This is a genomic window from Lentzea indica, assembly GCF_012184385.1.
GTDB lineage: Bacteria > Actinomycetota > Actinomycetes > Mycobacteriales > Pseudonocardiaceae > Lentzea > Lentzea indica.
In genome coordinates, this window is record NZ_VSRL01000101.1 from 1 (window position 1) to 18,425 (window position 18,425).

Annotated in this window: 4 protein-coding genes; all 4 read right to left on the bottom strand. The window is 69.8% G+C overall.

Annotated elements, in window-relative coordinates:
- Window positions 1–4,238: type I polyketide synthase (locus tag FXN61_RS55645; protein WP_312877990.1), on the bottom strand; the 4,238-nt coding region annotated here is incomplete at its 3' end.
- A gap of 53 nt (window positions 4,239–4,291) precedes the next feature.
- Window positions 4,292–8,380, bottom strand: coding sequence for a type I polyketide synthase (locus FXN61_RS55650; protein ID WP_188135483.1), 4,089 nt, complete (start codon window positions 8,378–8,380; stop codon window positions 4,292–4,294).
- 23 nt (window positions 8,381–8,403) lie between these two features.
- Complete coding sequence (locus tag FXN61_RS55655; RefSeq protein WP_188135484.1) at window positions 8,404–17,076, bottom strand: type I polyketide synthase; 8,673 nt, start codon at window positions 17,074–17,076, stop codon at window positions 8,404–8,406.
- A gap of 117 nt (window positions 17,077–17,193) precedes the next feature.
- Complete coding sequence (locus FXN61_RS25720) at window positions 17,194–18,408, bottom strand: cytochrome P450 (RefSeq protein WP_167976603.1); 1,215 nt, start codon at window positions 18,406–18,408, stop codon at window positions 17,194–17,196.
- Window positions 18,409–18,425: the final 17 nt, after the last annotated feature.

Sequence of the window (18,425 nt, forward strand, 5' to 3'; positions counted from 1 at the left end):
CGCGCGGTGTTCCAGTCGAGCGTCGCGGGCAGGTCGATCAAGCCGCCCCAGCGCTGCGGGTGCTCCAGCGCGATCACGCGGCCGAGGCCGTGGACCGCGGCGAGGCCGGGATTGGCGATCTGCTCACCGCCGCCGACCGACACCGCGCCCTGCGTCGCGACCCACAGCGGGGCGTCGACTCCCGCGTCGCCCAGTGCTTGTACCACAACGGAAGTGCGGACCAGGGCATCCTCGACGCCGGCGTTGATCGCGAGCAGCGACAGCACGCCGGCGTAGTCACCGCGAACCTGTTCGGCCAGTTCTGCCCTGGTGGACGCAGGGTCGACGACCATGGTGTCGACGCCCAGCGCGTCGATCAGCTCGGACGCGTCGTGGTCGGTGAGGACCAGCCACGGGCCGGTGAGGGCGGCCGAGGTCGTGATCGGCTTCCACGTGACCGCGTAGCGCCAGGAGTCCACTGTGGACTGCTGTTTACGCGAACGCCACTTCGTCAGCGCGGCGAAGTCCTCGCGTTCGACGGCAGCCCAGAAGTCATCGTCGACGAAGTCGCCGTCCTTGCCGTCCGCCGTGACGGGTTCCGGCCAGAAGCGCTGGTGCTGGAACGGATACGTCGGCAGCTCGACCGTCGCGTTGGTGCCCGCGAAGTACGCGGCCCAGTCGACGGTCGTGCCGCGCACGTGGATGCCGGCCAGCGCGGTCAGCAGCGTCACGACCTCGTCGCGGTCGCGGCGCAGTGCGGGGACCAGCACGGCCTCTTCGGTGAGCGACTCCTGCGCCATACCGGTGAGCACGCCGTCTGGGCCGATCTCCAGGAACGCCCGCACGCCCTTGCCTTCCAGCTGCGTGACGGCGTCGGCGAACCTGACGGTCTCGCGAACGTGCCGCACCCAGTGGTCGGATTGTCGAACAATCCCACGAGTGACCAATGGGATCGTCGGATTGTTGAACGAAATACCGTCGACCACGGCCCGGAAGTCGTCGAGCATCGGCTCCATCAGCGGCGAGTGGAACGCGTGGCTGACGGCGAGCTGCTTGGACTTGCGCTCGTTGAATCGTTCGACAATCCGACGAACCTCTTGTTCAACACCGGCCACGACGACGGACGCCGGCCCGTTGACCGCGGCCAGCGAGACGCCGTCAGTGAGGTGCGGGGTGATCTCGTCCTCGGTGGCCTGGATGGCGACCATCGCGCCGCCGGTCGGCAGCGTCTGCATCAGACGGGCGCGGGCGGAGATCAACGTGCACGCGTCGTCCAGGCTGAGCACGCCGGCGACGTGCGCGGCGGCGATCTCGCCGATGGAGTGGCCAGCCAGGTAGTCCGGCGTGACGCCCCACGACTCGACGAGCCGGTAGAGGGCGACCTCGACCGCGAAGATCGCGGGCTGCGCGTAACCGGTCTGGTTGAGCGCTTCCGCGTCCTCGCCCCACATGACGTCGCGCAGCGGGCGGTCGAGGTCCGCGTCGAGATGGCCGTAGACCGCGTCGAGCGCGTCGGCGAACACCGGGTAGCGCCGGTACAGGTCGCGGCCCATGCCGAGGCGCTGCGAACCCTGTCCGGTGAACAGGAACGCGGTGCGGCCGCGCGTGGTCTGGCCCCGCGTTACGGACGCGTCCGGCTGGTCGTCGCGCAACGCCGTCAGGCCGCGCACCAGCTCGTCGCGGTCGCTCGCGACGACGACCGCGCGCCGCTCGAACGTGGACCGCTTCGTGGCGAGGCTCGCGGCCAGGTCGACGAGGTCCGCGTCGACCTCGAGGAGGCGGCCCGCGACCTGTTTCAGCGCCTCGTCCGCGCGCGCCGACAGCAGCACCGGCACCGCGGAGTTGCCCACAGGGGACGGGTTGTCCACAGATTCGGGGGCGGCCTCTAGCACTACGTGGGCGTTTGTGCCGGAAAGGCCGAAGGAGGAGACGCCGGCGCGGCGGGGGCGGCCGGTTTCCGGCCAGATTTCCTCGGTGGCGAGGAGCTTGATGGAGCCGGAGGACCAGTCGACCTTCGTCGAGGGCTGGTCGACGTGCAGGGTGCGGGGCAGTACGCCGGCCCGCAGCGCCAGCACCATCTTGATGATGGAAGCGACACCGGAGGCCATCTGGGTGTGGCCGATGTTCGACTTCATCGAGCCGAGGAGCAGCGGTTCGGAACGGTTCTGGCCGTAGGTGGCGAGCAGGGCCTGGGCCTCGATCGGGTCGCCCAGCGTCGTGCCGGTGCCGTGACCGTCGACGGCGTCCACTTCGGACGGTTCCAGGCGGGCGTTCGCCAGTGCCTGGCGGATGACGCGTTGCTGGGAGGGGCCGTTGGGGGCGGTCAGGCCGTTGGAGGCGCCGTCCTGGTTCACCGCGGAGCCGCGCACGACCGCCAGAATCCGGTGGCCGTTGCGGACGGCGTCGGAGAGTCGTTCCAGCAGGACCAGGCCGACACCCTCGGCGAGGGTCATGCCGTCGGCGGCGTCGGAGTAGGCCTTGCAGCGGCCGTCCTTAGCCAACGCGCGTTGGCGGCAGAAGCCGACGAAGGCGCCAGGCGTCGCCATGACAGAAACGCCACCGGCCAAAGCCAGGGTCGACTCGCCGTCGCGCAGTGACTGGCAGGCCAGGTGCAACGCCACCAAGGACGACGAGCAGGCCGTGTCGAGGGTGACAGCAGGGCCTTCCAGTCCGAACAGGTAGGAGACCCGGCCGGACAGCACGCTGGAGAGCGTGCCGGTGATCATGTGGCCCTCGTCGCCCGGCTGGTCGGAGCCGCCCGCCGAGTAGTCCTGGTAGGAGGCGCCGATGAACGCTCCGGTCAGGGATCCCTTCAGCGACTGGGGGTCGATGCCGGCGCGTTCGATGGACTCCCAGGCGGTTTCGAGGAGCAGACGCTGCTGCGGGTCCATCGACAGGGCCTCGCGCGGGCTGATGCCGAAGAAGCCGGGGTCGAAGTCCGCGACGCCGTGCAGGAAGCCGCCCTGCACCGAGTAGGCACCACCGGGGGCGTCCGGGTCGGGGTTGTAGAGGGAGTCCCCGTCCCAGCCGCGGTCGGTGGGGAAGCCGGAGATCGCGTCGACGCCGTTCACCACGACGTTCCACAGGTCTTCCGGCGTTGCCACACCACCCGGATAGCGGCAGGCCATGCCGATGATCGCGATCGGGTCGTCGGACGCGGCCGCGGCGATCACAGGGGCGGTGGCCGGAACGTCGGCGCCGAGCAGTTCGCCGAGCAGGAACTCGGTCAGCGCGAGCGGGCTCGGGTGGTCGAACACCATCGTGGTCGGCAGCGCCAGACCCGTTGCGGCGGCGAGCTTGTTGCGCAGGTCGACCGCGGTGATCGAGTCGAAGCCGGCCTCGCGGAACGCCCGGTGCTCGGTCAGCGCGTCGGCCGAGGCCATGCCCAGCACGGACGCGGCTTCTGCGCGGACGAGCTCTAGCAGCTGCTGTTCGCGTTCGGCGGGCGGCAGGGCCCTGAGCTTGGACGCGAAGTCGCCGTCAGCGTTGGAGGACGTCTGCTCGGCGGCGACCGCGAGAGCGCGGACCTCCGGCAGCTCCTCGAAGAGCGTGGTCGGGCGCATCGCGGTGAAGACCGGGTGGTAGCGGTCCCAGGCGATGTTCGCGATGGCGATCTCGGTCTCGTCGTCCTCGATCGCGCGCTGCAGACCGGCCAGCGCCAGCCGTGCCTTCATGAACTCCAGGCCACTGCGGCGGATCTGCTCGGTGTCGACGCGGCCGAGGCCGATGTCGTCGGACCAGATGCCCCACGAGATCGAGGTGCACTTGAGCCCACGCGCACGACGGTTGGCGGCGAGCGAGTTCAGGTAGGCGTTGCCGGCGACGTAGGAGGCGTGGTTGCCCGAGCCCCACATGCCGGAGATCGACGAGAACAGCACGAACGCGTCGAGGTCCTCGGTCAGCAGCTCGTCCAGGTGGGTGGCGCCGTCGACCTTGGCGGCGAGGATCTCGCGTAGACCCTCCACAGTGGACTCGTCGATCGAGTGCAGGCCGATCACCGCCGCGGTGTGGATCACCGACCGGATCTCACGGCCATCGGCGCGTAGGTCGTCCAGCATGCGCTCGACGTCGTCCCTGCGAGCGATGTCGCACGCGACGACCGTCGTGGGCGTGCCGATTTCTTCCAGCTCCGCAACGAGTTCACGTACGCCCGGTGCGTCGAGACCGCGGCGGCTGGTGAGCACCAGGTGTTCGGCACCCTTGTGCGCGAAGAAGCGGGCGACGTGCGGGCCGAGCGTTCCGGTGCCGCCAGTGATGATCGTGGTGCCGCGCGGGGTCCAGTCTGTGCCGCTGGGCTTCGACGGAGCACGGACTACGCGCGCGCGAGAACACCGGACGCGCGGATGGCGAGCTGGTCCTCGTCGCCCGCGTTCGCGAGCAACGAGACGAACCGTTGCGTCGCGCGGGCGTCCAACCGTTCCGGCAGGTCGATGGAGCCGCCCCAGCGTTGCGGGTGCTCCAGCGCGGCGGTCCAGCCGATGCCGATCGCCTGCACCTGCGCCGGGTGGGCGACGGTGTCCGCGCGGCCGGTCGAGAGGGCGTTGCGGGAGATGTTCCAGACCTGGGCGGTGCTGCCGGCGTCGCCGAGCGCGTTGATCAGGTTGATGGTCAGCAGCAAGCCGAGCGGCAGGCCGAGCGGGCCGGGGCGTTCATCGGTGGGCAGCAACGAGACGATACGGTCCGTCTCGACCAACTTTGCCGCTACGGCAGCGCGGTCGTCGTTGGCGTCCAGGACGATTCGCTGCACGTCACCGAGCGCGGCGACGACGTCGGTGTCGTCGATGCCGTCTGTGGTGACGACGACCCAGGTGCCGGTGAGCTTGCCGTTGCTGAGACCGCGCAACGGCTTCCACGTCGTGCGGTAACGCCAGGAGTCCGTTGTGGACTGATCACGGCTGCTCTGGCGCCAGGTGTTCAGTGCGGGCAGGACGGCGGCGAGCGTGTCCTCGTCGAGGTGCAGGCTCTGGGTGAGCGCCGCAAGGTCGGACTGCTCGACGGCCTGCCAGAACGCGGTGTCCGCCGGGTCCTGGTCCGGCGCCGCGACCGGGTGCTGCGGCGGGCCGATCCAGAACCGCTCGTGCTGGAACGGGTAGGTGGGCAGGTCGACGCGGGTGCCGTCGAGGCGCCACTTGACCGGGAAACCGCGGACCCAGACTTCGGCCAGTGACATGAGGACGCGCTGCAGGCCGCCGGTGTCGCGGCGCAACGTGCCGGTGACGACGCCGCGCTTGCCTTCCAGCGCGTCCTGCACGCCCGGCGTGAGCACCGGGTGCGAGCTGACCTCCACGAACACCTGGTGTCCCGTGCTGATCAGCTCCTCGACGGCTTCGTACAGGTGCACGGTCTGGCGGAGGTTCGTGAACCAGTACTCGGCGTCGGTGTTCGCGTCGTTCCACTCGCCGGTGACCGTGGAGAGGAACTTCGTGTGCGGCGTTTGCGGCCTGATGCTCGCGAGGTCATTGAGCACGTCGTCGCGGATGTCCTCGACCTGAGCCGAGTGCGAGGCGTAGTCGACCTCGATGCGGCGGACTCGTACGCCCTGCTCGACGAGCTTGCCGCAGAACGCGTCCAGCGCCTCCAGGTCACCGGACACGGCGACGCTGCGCGGGCCGTTGGTGGCGGCGAGGCTGAGGCGGTCGCCCCATTCTTCGAGGTGTGGCTGGACTTCTTGCGCCGATAGTCCGATCGACACGATGCTGCCGCGGCCCGACATGACGCGGCCGATGGCCTGGCTGCGCAGGGCGACGACCTTCGCGGCGTCTTCGAGGCTGAGCGCTCCGCTGACCGCTGCCGCGGCGATCTCGCCCTGGGAGTGGCCGATGACGGCGTCCGGGGTGACGCCGTGGTGCTTCCAGACCTCGGCGAGCGACACCATCATCGCCCAGCTCGCGGGCTGGACGACGTCGACGCGGTCGAGGCTGCCCGCGCCGCGGATGACCTCGAGGAGGTTCCAGTCGGTGTGCGGCTTCAGGGCGGCGGCGCACTCGGTCAGGCGGGCGGCGAAGATGGGCGACTCGTCGAGGAGTTGCGCGCCCATGCCGACCCATTGCGAGCCCTGGCCGGGGAAGATGAACACGACCTTGCGCTCCAGGTCGGCGATGCCCCTGGTTTCGACGCCGTCGATCAGGACGGCCCGGTGGTCGAAGTCCGGGCGGAGGCTGAGGCTGTGGGCGATGTCTGCGGGGTTCGCGGTGAGTTCGCCGAGCCCGGCGATCTGTGCACGCAGGGCGGCGTCGGACTTCGCGGACACCGGCCACGGAATCGATACCGATTCGCCGGCCCCCCAGGGGGATCCACCCCCCATCCCAATCGTCTCAGACGGCACCGACAGTTCTGGCGCGGTCGCGGCCTCCAAGATCACGTGGGCGTTCGTACCGCTGATGCCGAACGATGAGACGGCGCAACGGCGGGCACGGCCCGTGTCGGGCCATGGGGTCGTGTCGTGCAGCAGCGAGATGGTGCCGGGGCTCCAGTCGACGTGCGTGGACGGTTCGGCGGCGTGCAGCGTGCGGGGAAGGACGCCGTGCTGGAGCGCCATGACCATCTTGATGACGGAGGCGACGCCGGCGGCGGACTGGGTGTGGCCGATGTTGGACTTCACCGAACCGAGGAGGAGCGGGCGGTCGGCGTCGCGGTCTCGGCCGTAGGTGTTGAAGAGGGCCTGGGCCTCGATCGGGTCGCCGAGCGACGTGCCGGTGCCGTGGGCGTCCAGGGCGTCGATGTCGTTGGTCGCGATACCGGAGTTGGCCAGGGCCTGCATGATGACGCGCTGCTGCGATGGGCCGTTCGGCGCGGAGAGGCCGTTCGAGGCGCCGTCCTGGTTCACCGCCGAGCCGCGGATGACGGCCAGGACGCGATGTCCGGCAGCGAGTGCGTCGGACTGACGCATCAGCAGGAGCATGCCGACGCCTTCGGACAGGATCATGCCGTCCGCGGAGTCCGAGAACGACTTGCAGCGGCCGTCCTTCGCGAGTGCGCGCTGGCGGGAGAACGCGATCAGCGGCTTCGGGTTCGGCATGATCGTCGCGCCGCCGGCGACGGCGAAGGCGGACTCGCCCGTGCGCAGCGACTGGCAGGCCAGATGCATTGCCACCAAAGAGGAAGAGCACGCGGTGTCGACGGTGACAGCGGGGCCTTCGAAGCCGAACACGTAGGCGACGCGGCCGGACAGCACGGACGGCGAGGTGCCGGTGACCTGGTAACCCTCGGAACCGCCGTCACCGCCGCCGTACTCGATGTACGAGGAGCCGATGAACGCGCCGACCTTCTTGCCGCGCAACGCCGCCGGGTCGATGCCCGCGCGTTCCACGGCCTCCCAGGTGGTTTCCAGCAGCAGCCGCTGCTGGGGGTCCATGCCGGTGGCTTCGCGCGGGGAGATGCCGAAGAACGCCGGGTCGAAGTCGCCCGCGTCGGGCAGATAGCCGCCGGCCGTCGTATAGGTGGTGCCGGGACGGTCCGGGTCCGGGTCGTACATCTGCGCCATGTCGAAGCCGCGGTCCGCCGGGAACTCCGTGATCGCGTCCGTACCGGCGAGCACCATCTCCCAGAACGCTTCCGGCGTATTGGCGTCGCCGGGGAAGCGGCAGCTCATGCCGACGATCGCGATCGGCTCGTCCGAGTCGATCTGCGCCGAGTAGACGGCCTGCTCCGAAGCGGAGCCGAGCAGTTCGGCCAGCAAGTGATCGGCGAGGACGACAGGAGTCGGGTAGTCGAAGACCAGGGTCGCGGGCAACGGCAGACCGGTGGCGTCGGACAGCTTCTTGCGCAGCTCCACGGCGGTCAGCGAGTCGAAACCGATGTCGCGGAACGCGCGGTTCTCCCCCACCTCCTCGACCGAGGTGTGGCCGAGGGTCGCGGCGGCCTCGGCGCGCACCAGTTCGATCAGCTTGCGCGTCTGGTCCTCTTCGGACAGTGAACGGAGCTTGCGCGCGAACTCCGAGTCGTCGCGCCTGACTTCCTCGACGACCGCCAAAGCCCTGACCTCGGGCAGGTCGGACAGCAGCGGTGCCGGACGGACCGAGGTGAACAGCGGGAAGTAGGTGTCCCAGTCGATGTCGACGACGGTGACGCAGGTGTCGTCGTGCATCACGGCGCGGTTGAGCTCGGCCACGGCCTGGTCGGGCCGCAGGAACGTCAGGCCGCGGCGTGCCAGGTTGTCGGACATGGCCTCGTGCGTCGCCATGCCGACCTCGGCCCACGGTCCCCACGCGATCGACGTCGCCCGCAGGCCACGGGCGCGGCGGGCCTCGGCGAGAGCGTCGCAGTAGGCGTTCGCGGCACCGTAGGCCGCCTGGCCGCCGCTGCCCCACACACCCGCGATCGAGCCGAACAGCACGAAGAAGTCGACGTCGCCCACCAGCGAGTCGAGGTTGGTGGCACCGATCACCTTGGCGGACAACACGGTCGCGAAGTCCGGCAGCTCTGTCAGTTCGAGTGGAGCGTGCTGGGCGCACCGGCGGTGTGCACGACACCGGACAGGTCAGCGATGTCAGCGACCACCGCGGCCAGGGCGTCGCGGTCGGCCACGTCGCAGGCGACGATCGAGACACGTGGGCCGAGTTCCTCCAGCGAGGCTTTGAGTTCGGCCGCACCTGGCGCGTCGATGCCACGACGCGACGTCAGCACAAGACCTTGCACGCCGCGCTCGGCCAGCCACTTCGCCGTCGTGGCACCGAGACCACCGGTACCGCCGGTGATCAGCACGGTGCCGTGGGCGGTGTAGTCGGACGGCAGCGCGTCGACCGGGCGGTGCGCGAGACGACGGCCCATCACGCCGGACGACCGGACGGCAAGCTGGTCCTCACCGCCGAGACCGGCGACGCAGGACACGAAGCGGCGCAACGCGTTCTCGTCCAGCACCTCGGGCACGTCGATCAGACCGGCCCAGCGCTGCGGGTACTCCAGTGCGGCGGCACGGCCGAAGCCCCACACCGCGGCCTGCGCGGCGGAACGCACCGAGTCGGAGGTCTCCGCCGCGACCGCGCCGGACGTCACCGCCCAGATCAGCGTGTCGACGGACTTGACCAGCAGGATCGACTGCTCCAGGCCCGTGGTGAGCACGTCGGATGGCGATTCGTCCAACGCCACCAACGAAACGATGAGATCGCACTCGGGCACGTCAGCGACCGACGTGACGACCGTGACCTCCGCTCCGTATGCCGCGAGCACGGCGCGGTACGGCTCGGCGTCGACGGCGGGAGTCGTCAGAACCACGATGTGGCCGGACAAGACGGGCGTGCCCGTGACACGGACCGGCGCCCACAACACCCGGTACCGCCACGAGTCGAGCAGCGTCTTCTCCTGGTTGCCCGCGCGCCACGACGACAGCGCCGGGATCAGCGAGTCCAGCGACGAGCGCTGCTCCTCCCCCAGCCGCAGCAGCGCCGCGAGCTCGCGGGTGTCGCCGCGCTCGATCGCCGCCCACAGCTGGGCATCCGCCGGGTCCGCGTCCGCCACCACCGGAGCAGTGGAACCCAGCGGCCAGTAGTACTCGTGCTGGAACGCGTACGTCGGCAGCGTCACCCGGTGTGCTGGGCCGAAGTACGTCTTCCAGTCCACGGACACCCCGGACGCGAACAGGCGCCCCAGCGCCAGGGCGACCGATGCCTCCTCCGAACGGTCCTTGCGCAGCACCGGGATTGCGTCGTCGACGAGCGCGGACAGCGCACCCTCGGGGCCGATCTCCACGAACGTCGTCACGCCAGCAGCGCGCGCCGCCTCGACCGCGTCGTGGAAGCGGACGGTCTCGCGGACGTGCCGCACCCAGTAGTCGGATTGTTGAACAATCCGGTCGGAGGATTGTTCAACAATCCCACCAGTGAACAGCGGGATCGTGGGATTGTTGAACGAAATATCGTCGACGACCTGGCGGAACTCGTCGAGCATCGGCTCCATCAGCGGCGAGTGGAACGCGTGCGAGACCGGGAGCCACTTGGTCTTGCGATCGTTGAATTGTTCAACGATCCTACGAACCTCTTGTTCAACACCGGCCACGGTCACCGAGGCCGGGCCGTTGATCGCGGCGATCGAGACGCCGGACGTCAGCAGCGGGGCGACTTCGGCTTCCGTTGCCTGGATGGCGACCATCGCGCCGCCGGTCGGCAACGCCTGCATCAGGCGGGCGCGGGCGGACACCAGGGTGCAGGCGTCGTCGAGGGAGAGCACGCCGGCCACGTGCGCGGCGGCGACCTCGCCGATCGAGTGGCCGATCACGGCGTTGACCTTCACGCCCCACGACCGGACGAGGCGGAACAGCGCCACCTCAAACGCGAACAGGGCGAGCTGAGCGTTGCCGGTCTGCTGCAGGTTGTCTTCGGAGGATCCCCACATCACGTCACGAACAGGGAGCTTCGACAGCACCTCGTCGAGAGCGGCGGCGAACACCGGGTAGCGGGCGTGGAGCTCGCGGCCCATGCCCAAGCGCTGTGATCCCTGGCCGGAGAACAGGAACGCCACCTTGCCCGGCGTGACCTCGCCCTCGACCACGGCGGCGTCGGAGTTCTCCGTCGCGAGGGCACCCAGCGCCCGCAGCAGCGACTCCCGACCGGAAGCCACCACGGCGGCCCGCTGCTCGAACGCCGAACGCGTCGTCGCCAGCGAGAAAGCCAAGTCCTGCAACGACACCTCAGAAGACTCGACGAACGAACGCAGCCGCGCGGCCTGACCACGAACGGCACGGCGCGTGCGGCCGGACAACACCACCGGCACAACAACGTCCGCAGGCGTGGAAGGCGGAGCGTCAACGGCAGGCGGCTGTTCGATGATGATGTGCGCGTTGGTACCCGAGATACCGAACGAAGAGACACCCGCGCGGCGAGGCCGGTCGGCAGAAGGCCATTCGCGCGAGGAGGTCAGCAGCTCAACGGCGCCCTCGGTCCAGTCGACGTGCGAGGACGCCGTGGTGACGTGCAGCGTCTGCGGCAGCACGCCGTGCCGCATCGCCTGCACCATCTTGATCACGCCGGCCACACCGGCGGCGGCCTGCGTGTGGCCCATGTTCGACTTGACCGAACCGAGCAGCAGCGGCTCCGAGCGGTTCTGGCCGTAGGTCGCGAGCAGTGCCTGCGCCTCGATCGGGTCACCGAGCGTCGTACCGGTGCCGTGCGCCTCGACAACGTCCACATCGGACGTTGCCAGCCCCGCATTCGCCAGCGCGGCACGGATCACGCGCTGCTGAGCCGGTCCGTTCGGTGCCATCAGGCCGTTCGAGGCACCGTCCTGGTTCACGGCGGAACCGCGGATCACGGCGAGGATCGGGTGCCCGTTGCGCACGGCGTCAGACATGCGTTCCAGCACCACGACACCAGCGCCCTCGGACCAGCCCACACCGTCGGCCGAGTCGGAGAACGCCTTGCAGCGGCCGTCCGGTGACAGCCCGCGCTGCCGGGAGAACTCGATCAGCGCGGTCGGCGTCGACATCACCGTCACACCACCGGCCAGCGCCAGCGAGCACTCCCCCGCGCGCAGAGCCTGCATCGCCCAGTGCATCGCGACCAGTGACGACGAACAAGCGGTGTCAACGGTGACCGCGGGGCCTTCCAGCCCCAGGGTGTAGGAGACACGACCGGACACAATGGACGGTGACGTGCCGGAGCCTTGGAAGCCCTCGAAGTCACCACCGCCGAGCCGCGCGCCGTAGTCGTTGTACATCACGCCCGCGAACACACCGGTTTGCGTGCCGCGCAACGAGACCGGGTCGATGCCGGCGTGCTCGATCGCCTCCCACACGACCTCCAGCAGGATGCGCTGCTGCGAGTCCGTGCCCAGCGCTTCACGCGGGGACATGCCGAAGAACCCGGCATCGAACTCGCCCGCGTCGTGCAGGAAGCCGCCCGAACGCGAGTACGTCGTGCCGGGATGGTCGGGGTCGGGGTGGTAGAGGTTCTCGAGGTCCCAGCCGCGGTTCGACGGCAGGCCCGACACCGCGTCGCCGCCCTCGGACACCAGCCGCCACAGGTCGTCCGCCGAGCCGATGCCGTCCGGATAGCGGCAGCCCATGCCGACGATCACGATCGGGTCGCCGGAAACGGCGGCCTGGGCGACAGACGGCACAACGACGTCGGTCGCGCCGTCGAACAGCTCGTCCAGCAGGTGCGCTGCCAGCGCGACCGGCGTCGGGTAGTCGAACACCATCGTCGCGGGCAGCCGCAGCCCGGTCACCGCGGTCAGCTGGTTGCGCAGCTCGACGGCGGTCAGCGAGTCGAAGCCCAGGTCCTGGAACTGGCGCGACGGCTCGATCTCGTCACCACTCGCATGCCCGAGCACCGCGGCGACCTGGCCGCGGACGAGCTCCAGCACCGCGTCCGAACGCTCCTCCGCGCCCAGTCCCGACAGGCGGCGGATCAGCGTGTCGGCGGTCTCCGAACCGGCGGCGGCGCGGCGCGTCCGCATCCGGATCAGGCCGCGCAGCAACAGTGGCACCTCGCCGCGCTGCCGCAACGTCCCCAGGTCGAGCCGCGCCGGAACCAGCACCGCTGCGGAAGAAGCCACGCCGCGGTCGAACAACCCGAGGCCCTGCTCGACGGTCAGCGGCGGCATGCCGGTTCGCGTCATGCGCTCGGCGTCCGCGTCGGACAGCATGCCCTCGACCGCCCAAGCGCCCCACGCCAGCGACACCGTGTGCGCGCCCTGCGAGCGCCGGTACTCCGCCAGCGCGTCCAGGAAGTGGTTGCCTGCCGCGTAGTTCGCCTGACCGGCCGTGCCCCACGTGCCCGCGAGCGACGAGAACAGGACCAGCGGCACGGACGGCAGCGCGGTCGCAAGGTTCCACGCAGCGTCGACCTTGGGGCGCAACACCGCGTGCAGGCGCACCGGCGTCAGCGACGAGATCACACCGTCGTCCAGCACACCCGCGCTGTGCACGACAGCCGAAATCTCTTGCTCGGCGACGAGAGCGGCCACGGCTTCAGCGTCCGCGACATCGCACGCGACGACGGAGACGGTGGCGCCCAGCTCTTCCAGCTCCGACACGTCACCCGTGCCACGACGGCTTACCAGCACCAGCTCACGCACGCCGTGCTCAGCGACCAGGTGCCGCGCGATGACCTTGCCCAGGCCACCGGTACCACCGGTGATCAGGACCTTCGCGCCCCACTCGACGGGGGTCTCCTCGATCTCTGCGCGGGCCAGGCGCGGCGCGTAGATCTCGCCGTCGCGCAACGCCAGCTGCGGCTCCTCGGAACCGATCGCGGCGGCGAACGCGGCCAGAGATCCGGGAGTGCCGTCCAGCTCGACCAGCGAGAACCGGCCGGGTGACTCGGACTGCGCCGAACGCACCATTCCCCACACCGCGGCGGAAGCGAGGTCGGCGCTGCTCGTGACGAACACGATGCGCTCGTCGCGTTCCTCTTGCAGAAGTCCAAGAACCCGTTCGGTCAGGTCGTGCACCGAAGCGACGACGTCCTCAGAGCCCAGAACCGGTACGACGACGACGTCAGCGTCCACACTTCCGCCGAGCCCGAAGACGTCCTCGCCCAGCACGGAGAACGCGGTGCCCGCGGCGGGAACCGTCACCGGCACCCAGTCGATCTGGAACAGCGAGTCACGGTCCACAGAGGACTCAGCGGCGACCGCGCGCACCACGAGCGAGTCGACCGACGCGACCGGCGCACCGGCACCGTCGACCGCCGCGATGGCGTAGGCGTTGCCGCCCGAGCGGGTCAGGCGGACCCGCAGCGTCGAGGCGCCGGTCGCGTGCAGCGACACGCCTTCCCACGAGAACGGCAGACCGGCCTCGCCCCTCGCCCTGATGACGAGAGCGGCGTGCAGGGCCGAGTCCAGAAGTGCCGGGTGCAGGCCGAATCCGGCCGTCTCGACGCCTTCCGGCAGCGCGACCTCGGCGTACACGACGCCGTCCTCGCCGCGCCAGGCTGCTCGGAGTCCCTGGAAGACGGGCCCGTACTCGAAGCCCATCGCGGCGAAGTTCTCGTAGCAGCCCTCTGTGTCCAGCGCGGTGGCTCCCGCAGGCGGCCACACCGTGGTGTCGAAGAAGATCTCACGTGCGGGCGCGCCCAGCACACCGATCGCGTGCTGCGTCCACGGTTCGTCGTCGGCGCCCTCGGCGCGCGAGTAGATCTTGACGGTGCGGCGGCCGTTCGCGTCGGCGTTGCCGATCCACAGCTGCACCTGCACGCCGCCGCGCTCGGGGACGATCAGCGGTGCCGTCAGCGTGAGTTCCTCGACGCGGTCGCAGCCGACCTCGTCGCCCGCGCGGATCGCGAGCTCCAGGTAGGCCGTGCCGGGCAGCAGAACCGCGCCGCGCACGGCGTGATCGACCAGCCACGGGTGGGTCTGCCGGGTCAGGCGGCCGGTGAGCAGAGCGCCGTCCTGGTCGGCGAACGACACGGTCGCCGTCAGCAACGGGTGTTGCGCCGCACCGAGACCAGCGGCACGCGGGTCCTGGAAACCGCCGCCGCCCTTGGGCCAGTAGCGCTTGGTCTGGAACGCGTACGTCGGCAGCTCGACGCGGGCGGCGCCCGTGCCGGCGAAGTAGGCGGGCCAGTCGACCCTGGTGCCGCGGACGTGCAGGCCGGCGAGCGCGGACGTGATGGCCTCGGCCTCGTCGCGGTCCTTGCGCAGCAGCGGGATGGCGACGATGTCGTCGGCGCTGTCCTGCACCATCGCGGACAGGATGCCGTCCGGGCCGATCTCCAGGAACTGCGTGACGCCGTGCGAGGTGAGCCACGCGATGCCATCGGCGAACCTCACGGTCTCGCGGACGTGCGACACCCAGTAGTCGGCCGAGGTGATCTGCTCGACGCGCGCCTGCTCGCCGGTCACGGTGGAGATCAGCGGGATGATCGGCGCTTCGAAGATGATCCCGGAGATCGCCGCGCGGAACTCGTCGAGCATCGGCTCCATGAGCGGCGAGTGGAAGGCGTGGGAGACCTGGAGCTGCCGCGTCTTGCGATCATTGAATTGTTCAACGATCCTACGAACCTCTTGTTCAACACCGGCGATGACCAGCGACCGCGGACCGTTGATCGCGGCGATGGAGACGCCCTCGGTCAGGTGCGGGGTGACCTCGCCCTCGGTGGCCTGGATCGCGATCATCACGCCGCCGGTCGGCAGGGTCTGCATCAGGTCGGCGCGAGCGGTGACGAGCTTGGCCGCGTCTTCGAGGCTGAACACGCCGGCGACGTGGGCGGCGGCGATCTCACCGATGGAATGGCCGGCCACGAAGTCCGGCTTGAGGCCCCACGACTCGACGAGGCGGTAGAGGGCGACCTCGATGGCGAACAGCGCCGGCTGCGTGTACCGGGTCTGGTCGAGCTCGCCGGAGCCCCAGATGACGTCCTTCAGCTTCGGGTCGAGGTGCTGCAGTACCGCGTCGAAGGCCTCGGCGAAGACGGGGAAGCGCTGATGGAGGTCACGCCCCATGCCGACGCGCTGGGCGCCCTGGCCTGTGAACAGGAACGCCTGCTTCGCGCGCGCCGCGGTGCCTTGAACCAGACCGGGAGCCGGGGTGCCGTTGGCCAGGGCTTCCAGACCGGCGCGGAGGTCACCAACGATCGCGGCGCGGTGGTCGAACGACGCGCGGGTGGTCGCAAGCGAGTACGCGAGGTCAAGCGCAGGCGTGTCAACGACATTGAGCAGTCGCTCGGCCTGGGCGCGCAACGCCTCACGCGACCGGCCCGAGACCAGGAACGGCACGGCCCCGACGTTCGGAATCGATACGGATTCGCCGACCCCCTGGGGGGAGCCACCCCCCACTCCAATCGTCTCAGAGGGGTCTGACAATTCCGGCGCGGGCGCTTCTTCGATGATCGTGTGTGCGTTGGTACCGGAGAGGCCGAACGACGACACCGCAGCGCGGCGCGGCCTGCCGGTCGCGGGCCACGGGGTGTTCGAGGTGACGAGCTGGACGGCGCCGGCGTCCCAGTCGACGTGGGTGGACGGGGTGTCCACGCCCAAGGTCTGCGGCACGACGCCGGCGCGGATGGCCATGATCATCTTGATCACGCCGGCGACACCGGCGGCGGCCTGGGTGTGGCCGATGTTGGACTTGATCGAGCCCAGGAGCAGGGGCTGTTCCGGGGAGCGGTCGCGGCCGTAGGTGGCGAGCAGGGCCTGGGCCTCGACGGGGTCGCCCAGGACGGTGCCGGTGCCGTGCGCCTCGACCACGTCGACCTGGTCGCTGGTCAGGCGGGCGTTCACCAGGGCGGACCTGATGACGCGCTGCTGCGACGGGCCGTTGGGCGCGGTCAGGCCGTTGGAGGCGCCGTCCTGGTTGATCGCGGAGCCGCGCAGGACGGCCAGGACCTCGTGGCCGTGGCGCCGAGCATCGGACAGGCGTTCCAGGACCAGCATGCCGACGCCCTCGGACCAGCCGGTGCCGTCGGCGGAGTCGGCGAACGAGCGGCAGCGGCCGTCGGAAGACAGGCCGCCCTGGCGCGAGAACTCGACGAACGTCGCGGGGTTGGCCATGACCGTGACGCCACCGGCGAGAGCCAGTGAAGACTCGCCGGCGCGCAGCGACTGCATCGCCAGATGCATTGCCACCAAAGAAGAAGAGCAGGCGGTGTCCAGCGTCACGGACGGGCCGACGAAGCCGAGGGTGTAGGAGACGCGGCCCGAGATCACGGAGTTCGACGAGCCGAGCAGGACCATGCCCTCGCCGCCCTCACCGGGGCCGAGCTGGTAGTCCTGGTTCATCGCGCCCGCGAAGACGGCGGTCTGGCTGCCCTTCAACGCGTGCGGGTCGATGCCCGCGCGCTCCAGAGCCTCCCAGGTGACCTCCAGCAGCAGGCGCTGCTGCGGGTCCATCGCCATGGCCTCGCGCGGCGAGATGCCGAAGAAGTCGGCGTCGAACTCGCCGGCGCCCTCCAGGAAACCACCCTGGTCGCTCGACGACAGGGCGAGCATCTCCGGGTCCCAGCTGCGATCGGCCGGGAACGCGCGGATGCCGTGCTCGCCGTTCACGACCATCTGCCACAGATCTTCGGGACTGCGCACCCCGCCGGGGAAACGGCAGCCGATGCCGACGACGGCGATCGGTTCCGCCGCGGCCGCCTCGAGATCCTGCAGCCGCCGCTTGGTGCGCTGAAGGTCCGTACTGGCCCGGCGGAGGTAGTCCCGGAGCTTCTGTTCGTTGTCCATCCCTCAACCCATCTCGAGACGCGACCTGTCAGGAATCCTCGCGTCCGGGCGCCTGGCATACCCCTAGACACGACCAGGGGCGCCCCTGCGACGAGGGACGCCCCTGGCAGAAAGCACTTACCAGGTAACGGGAAGCTCCCGCAGCGAGTAGACGATCGCGCCGTCGCGAAAACGCAGTTCGTCGGCGGGTTTCGCCAGAGCCAGAGTCGGGACGCGGGTGATCAGCGTCAGCAGCGCTACCTGAAGCTCCACGCGGGACAGGAACTTCGCGATGCAGCTGTGGATGCCGTGCCCGAACGCCAAAGGCGTGCTGTCCTTGCGGGTGATGTCGAGGGCGTCGGCGTCCGAGTACACCGACTCGTCACGGTCCGCCGACGAGAGCAGGGCGATGACCCCCTCCCCCGCCTTGATCTGCTGACCGGCGATCTCCAGGTCCACTTTGGCCACCCGGCCGACACCGCACTGCATCACGTTCTGATGCCGCAACAGTTCCTCGACGGCACTGACGATCAGGTCGGGGTTCTCGCGCAGTTTCACGAGCTGTTCGGGGTGTTCCAGCAGCGTCAGGATGCTCAACGCGATCGACGACGCCGTCGTGTCGTAGCCGGCCGAGAGCAGCATCATGCCGATGACGACGGCTTCTTCGCGCTTCAGCTCGCCTGCGGCCATCTGGTTCGTCACGAGCCGGCCGAGCACGTCGTCGGTGGGTTCCTTTTCCTTCTGCGCCACCAGCTTCGTCAGGTAGCCGAAAAGGGCACCCGCCGCCGCGTTGCGGTGAGCCTGCGAAGAGGTCGTCTCCACCAGGGTGTTGATCCAGCGGCCGAACGCCATGCGGTCCTTGTAGGGCACGCCGAGCAGCTCGCACACGACGGTCAACGGAATCGGGCGCGCGAAGTGCGTGACCAGGTCGGCCGGCTGGGGCAGCTTCAGGATCGCGTCGATCCGCTCGTCCACCAGCTTCTGCACGGAAGGCCTCACCTCCTCGGCCTTCTTCTTGGTGAACATCGACATGATCATGCGCCGGTACCGGGTGTGGTCCGGCGGGTCGACCGTCACGAACGCGCCCGGCTGCGGGTCGACGGGGAACAGGTAGCGCGGATAGCCGGGGTTCATCACCTCGGCAGAGAACCGGTCCGTGTCCGCCAGCAGAGCACGCACGTCCACATACCTGGACACGAGCCACGCCGTGTCGCCCGCCGGTGTCGTCACCTTCTGAACCGGCCGGTCGGCACGCAACCTCGCGTACTCCGGCGGCAGGTCCAGCGGGTGCCGGGCATCGCGGGCGAACGGGAACGGGCACGCCGAAGCCGGCGCGACTACTTCTTCCGTCATCGCGGGAACCTTCAGTC

What these genes read in the sequence shown, in the direction of transcription:
- FXN61_RS55655 (WP_188135484.1), bottom strand. Translation starts at nt 17,076, where the DNA reads ATGGACAACGAACAGAAGCTCCGGGACTACCTCCGCCGGGCCAGTACG.
- FXN61_RS25720 (WP_167976603.1), bottom strand. Translation starts at nt 18,408, where the DNA reads ATGACGGAAGAAGTAGTCGCGCCGGCTTCGGCGTGCCCGTTCCCGTTC.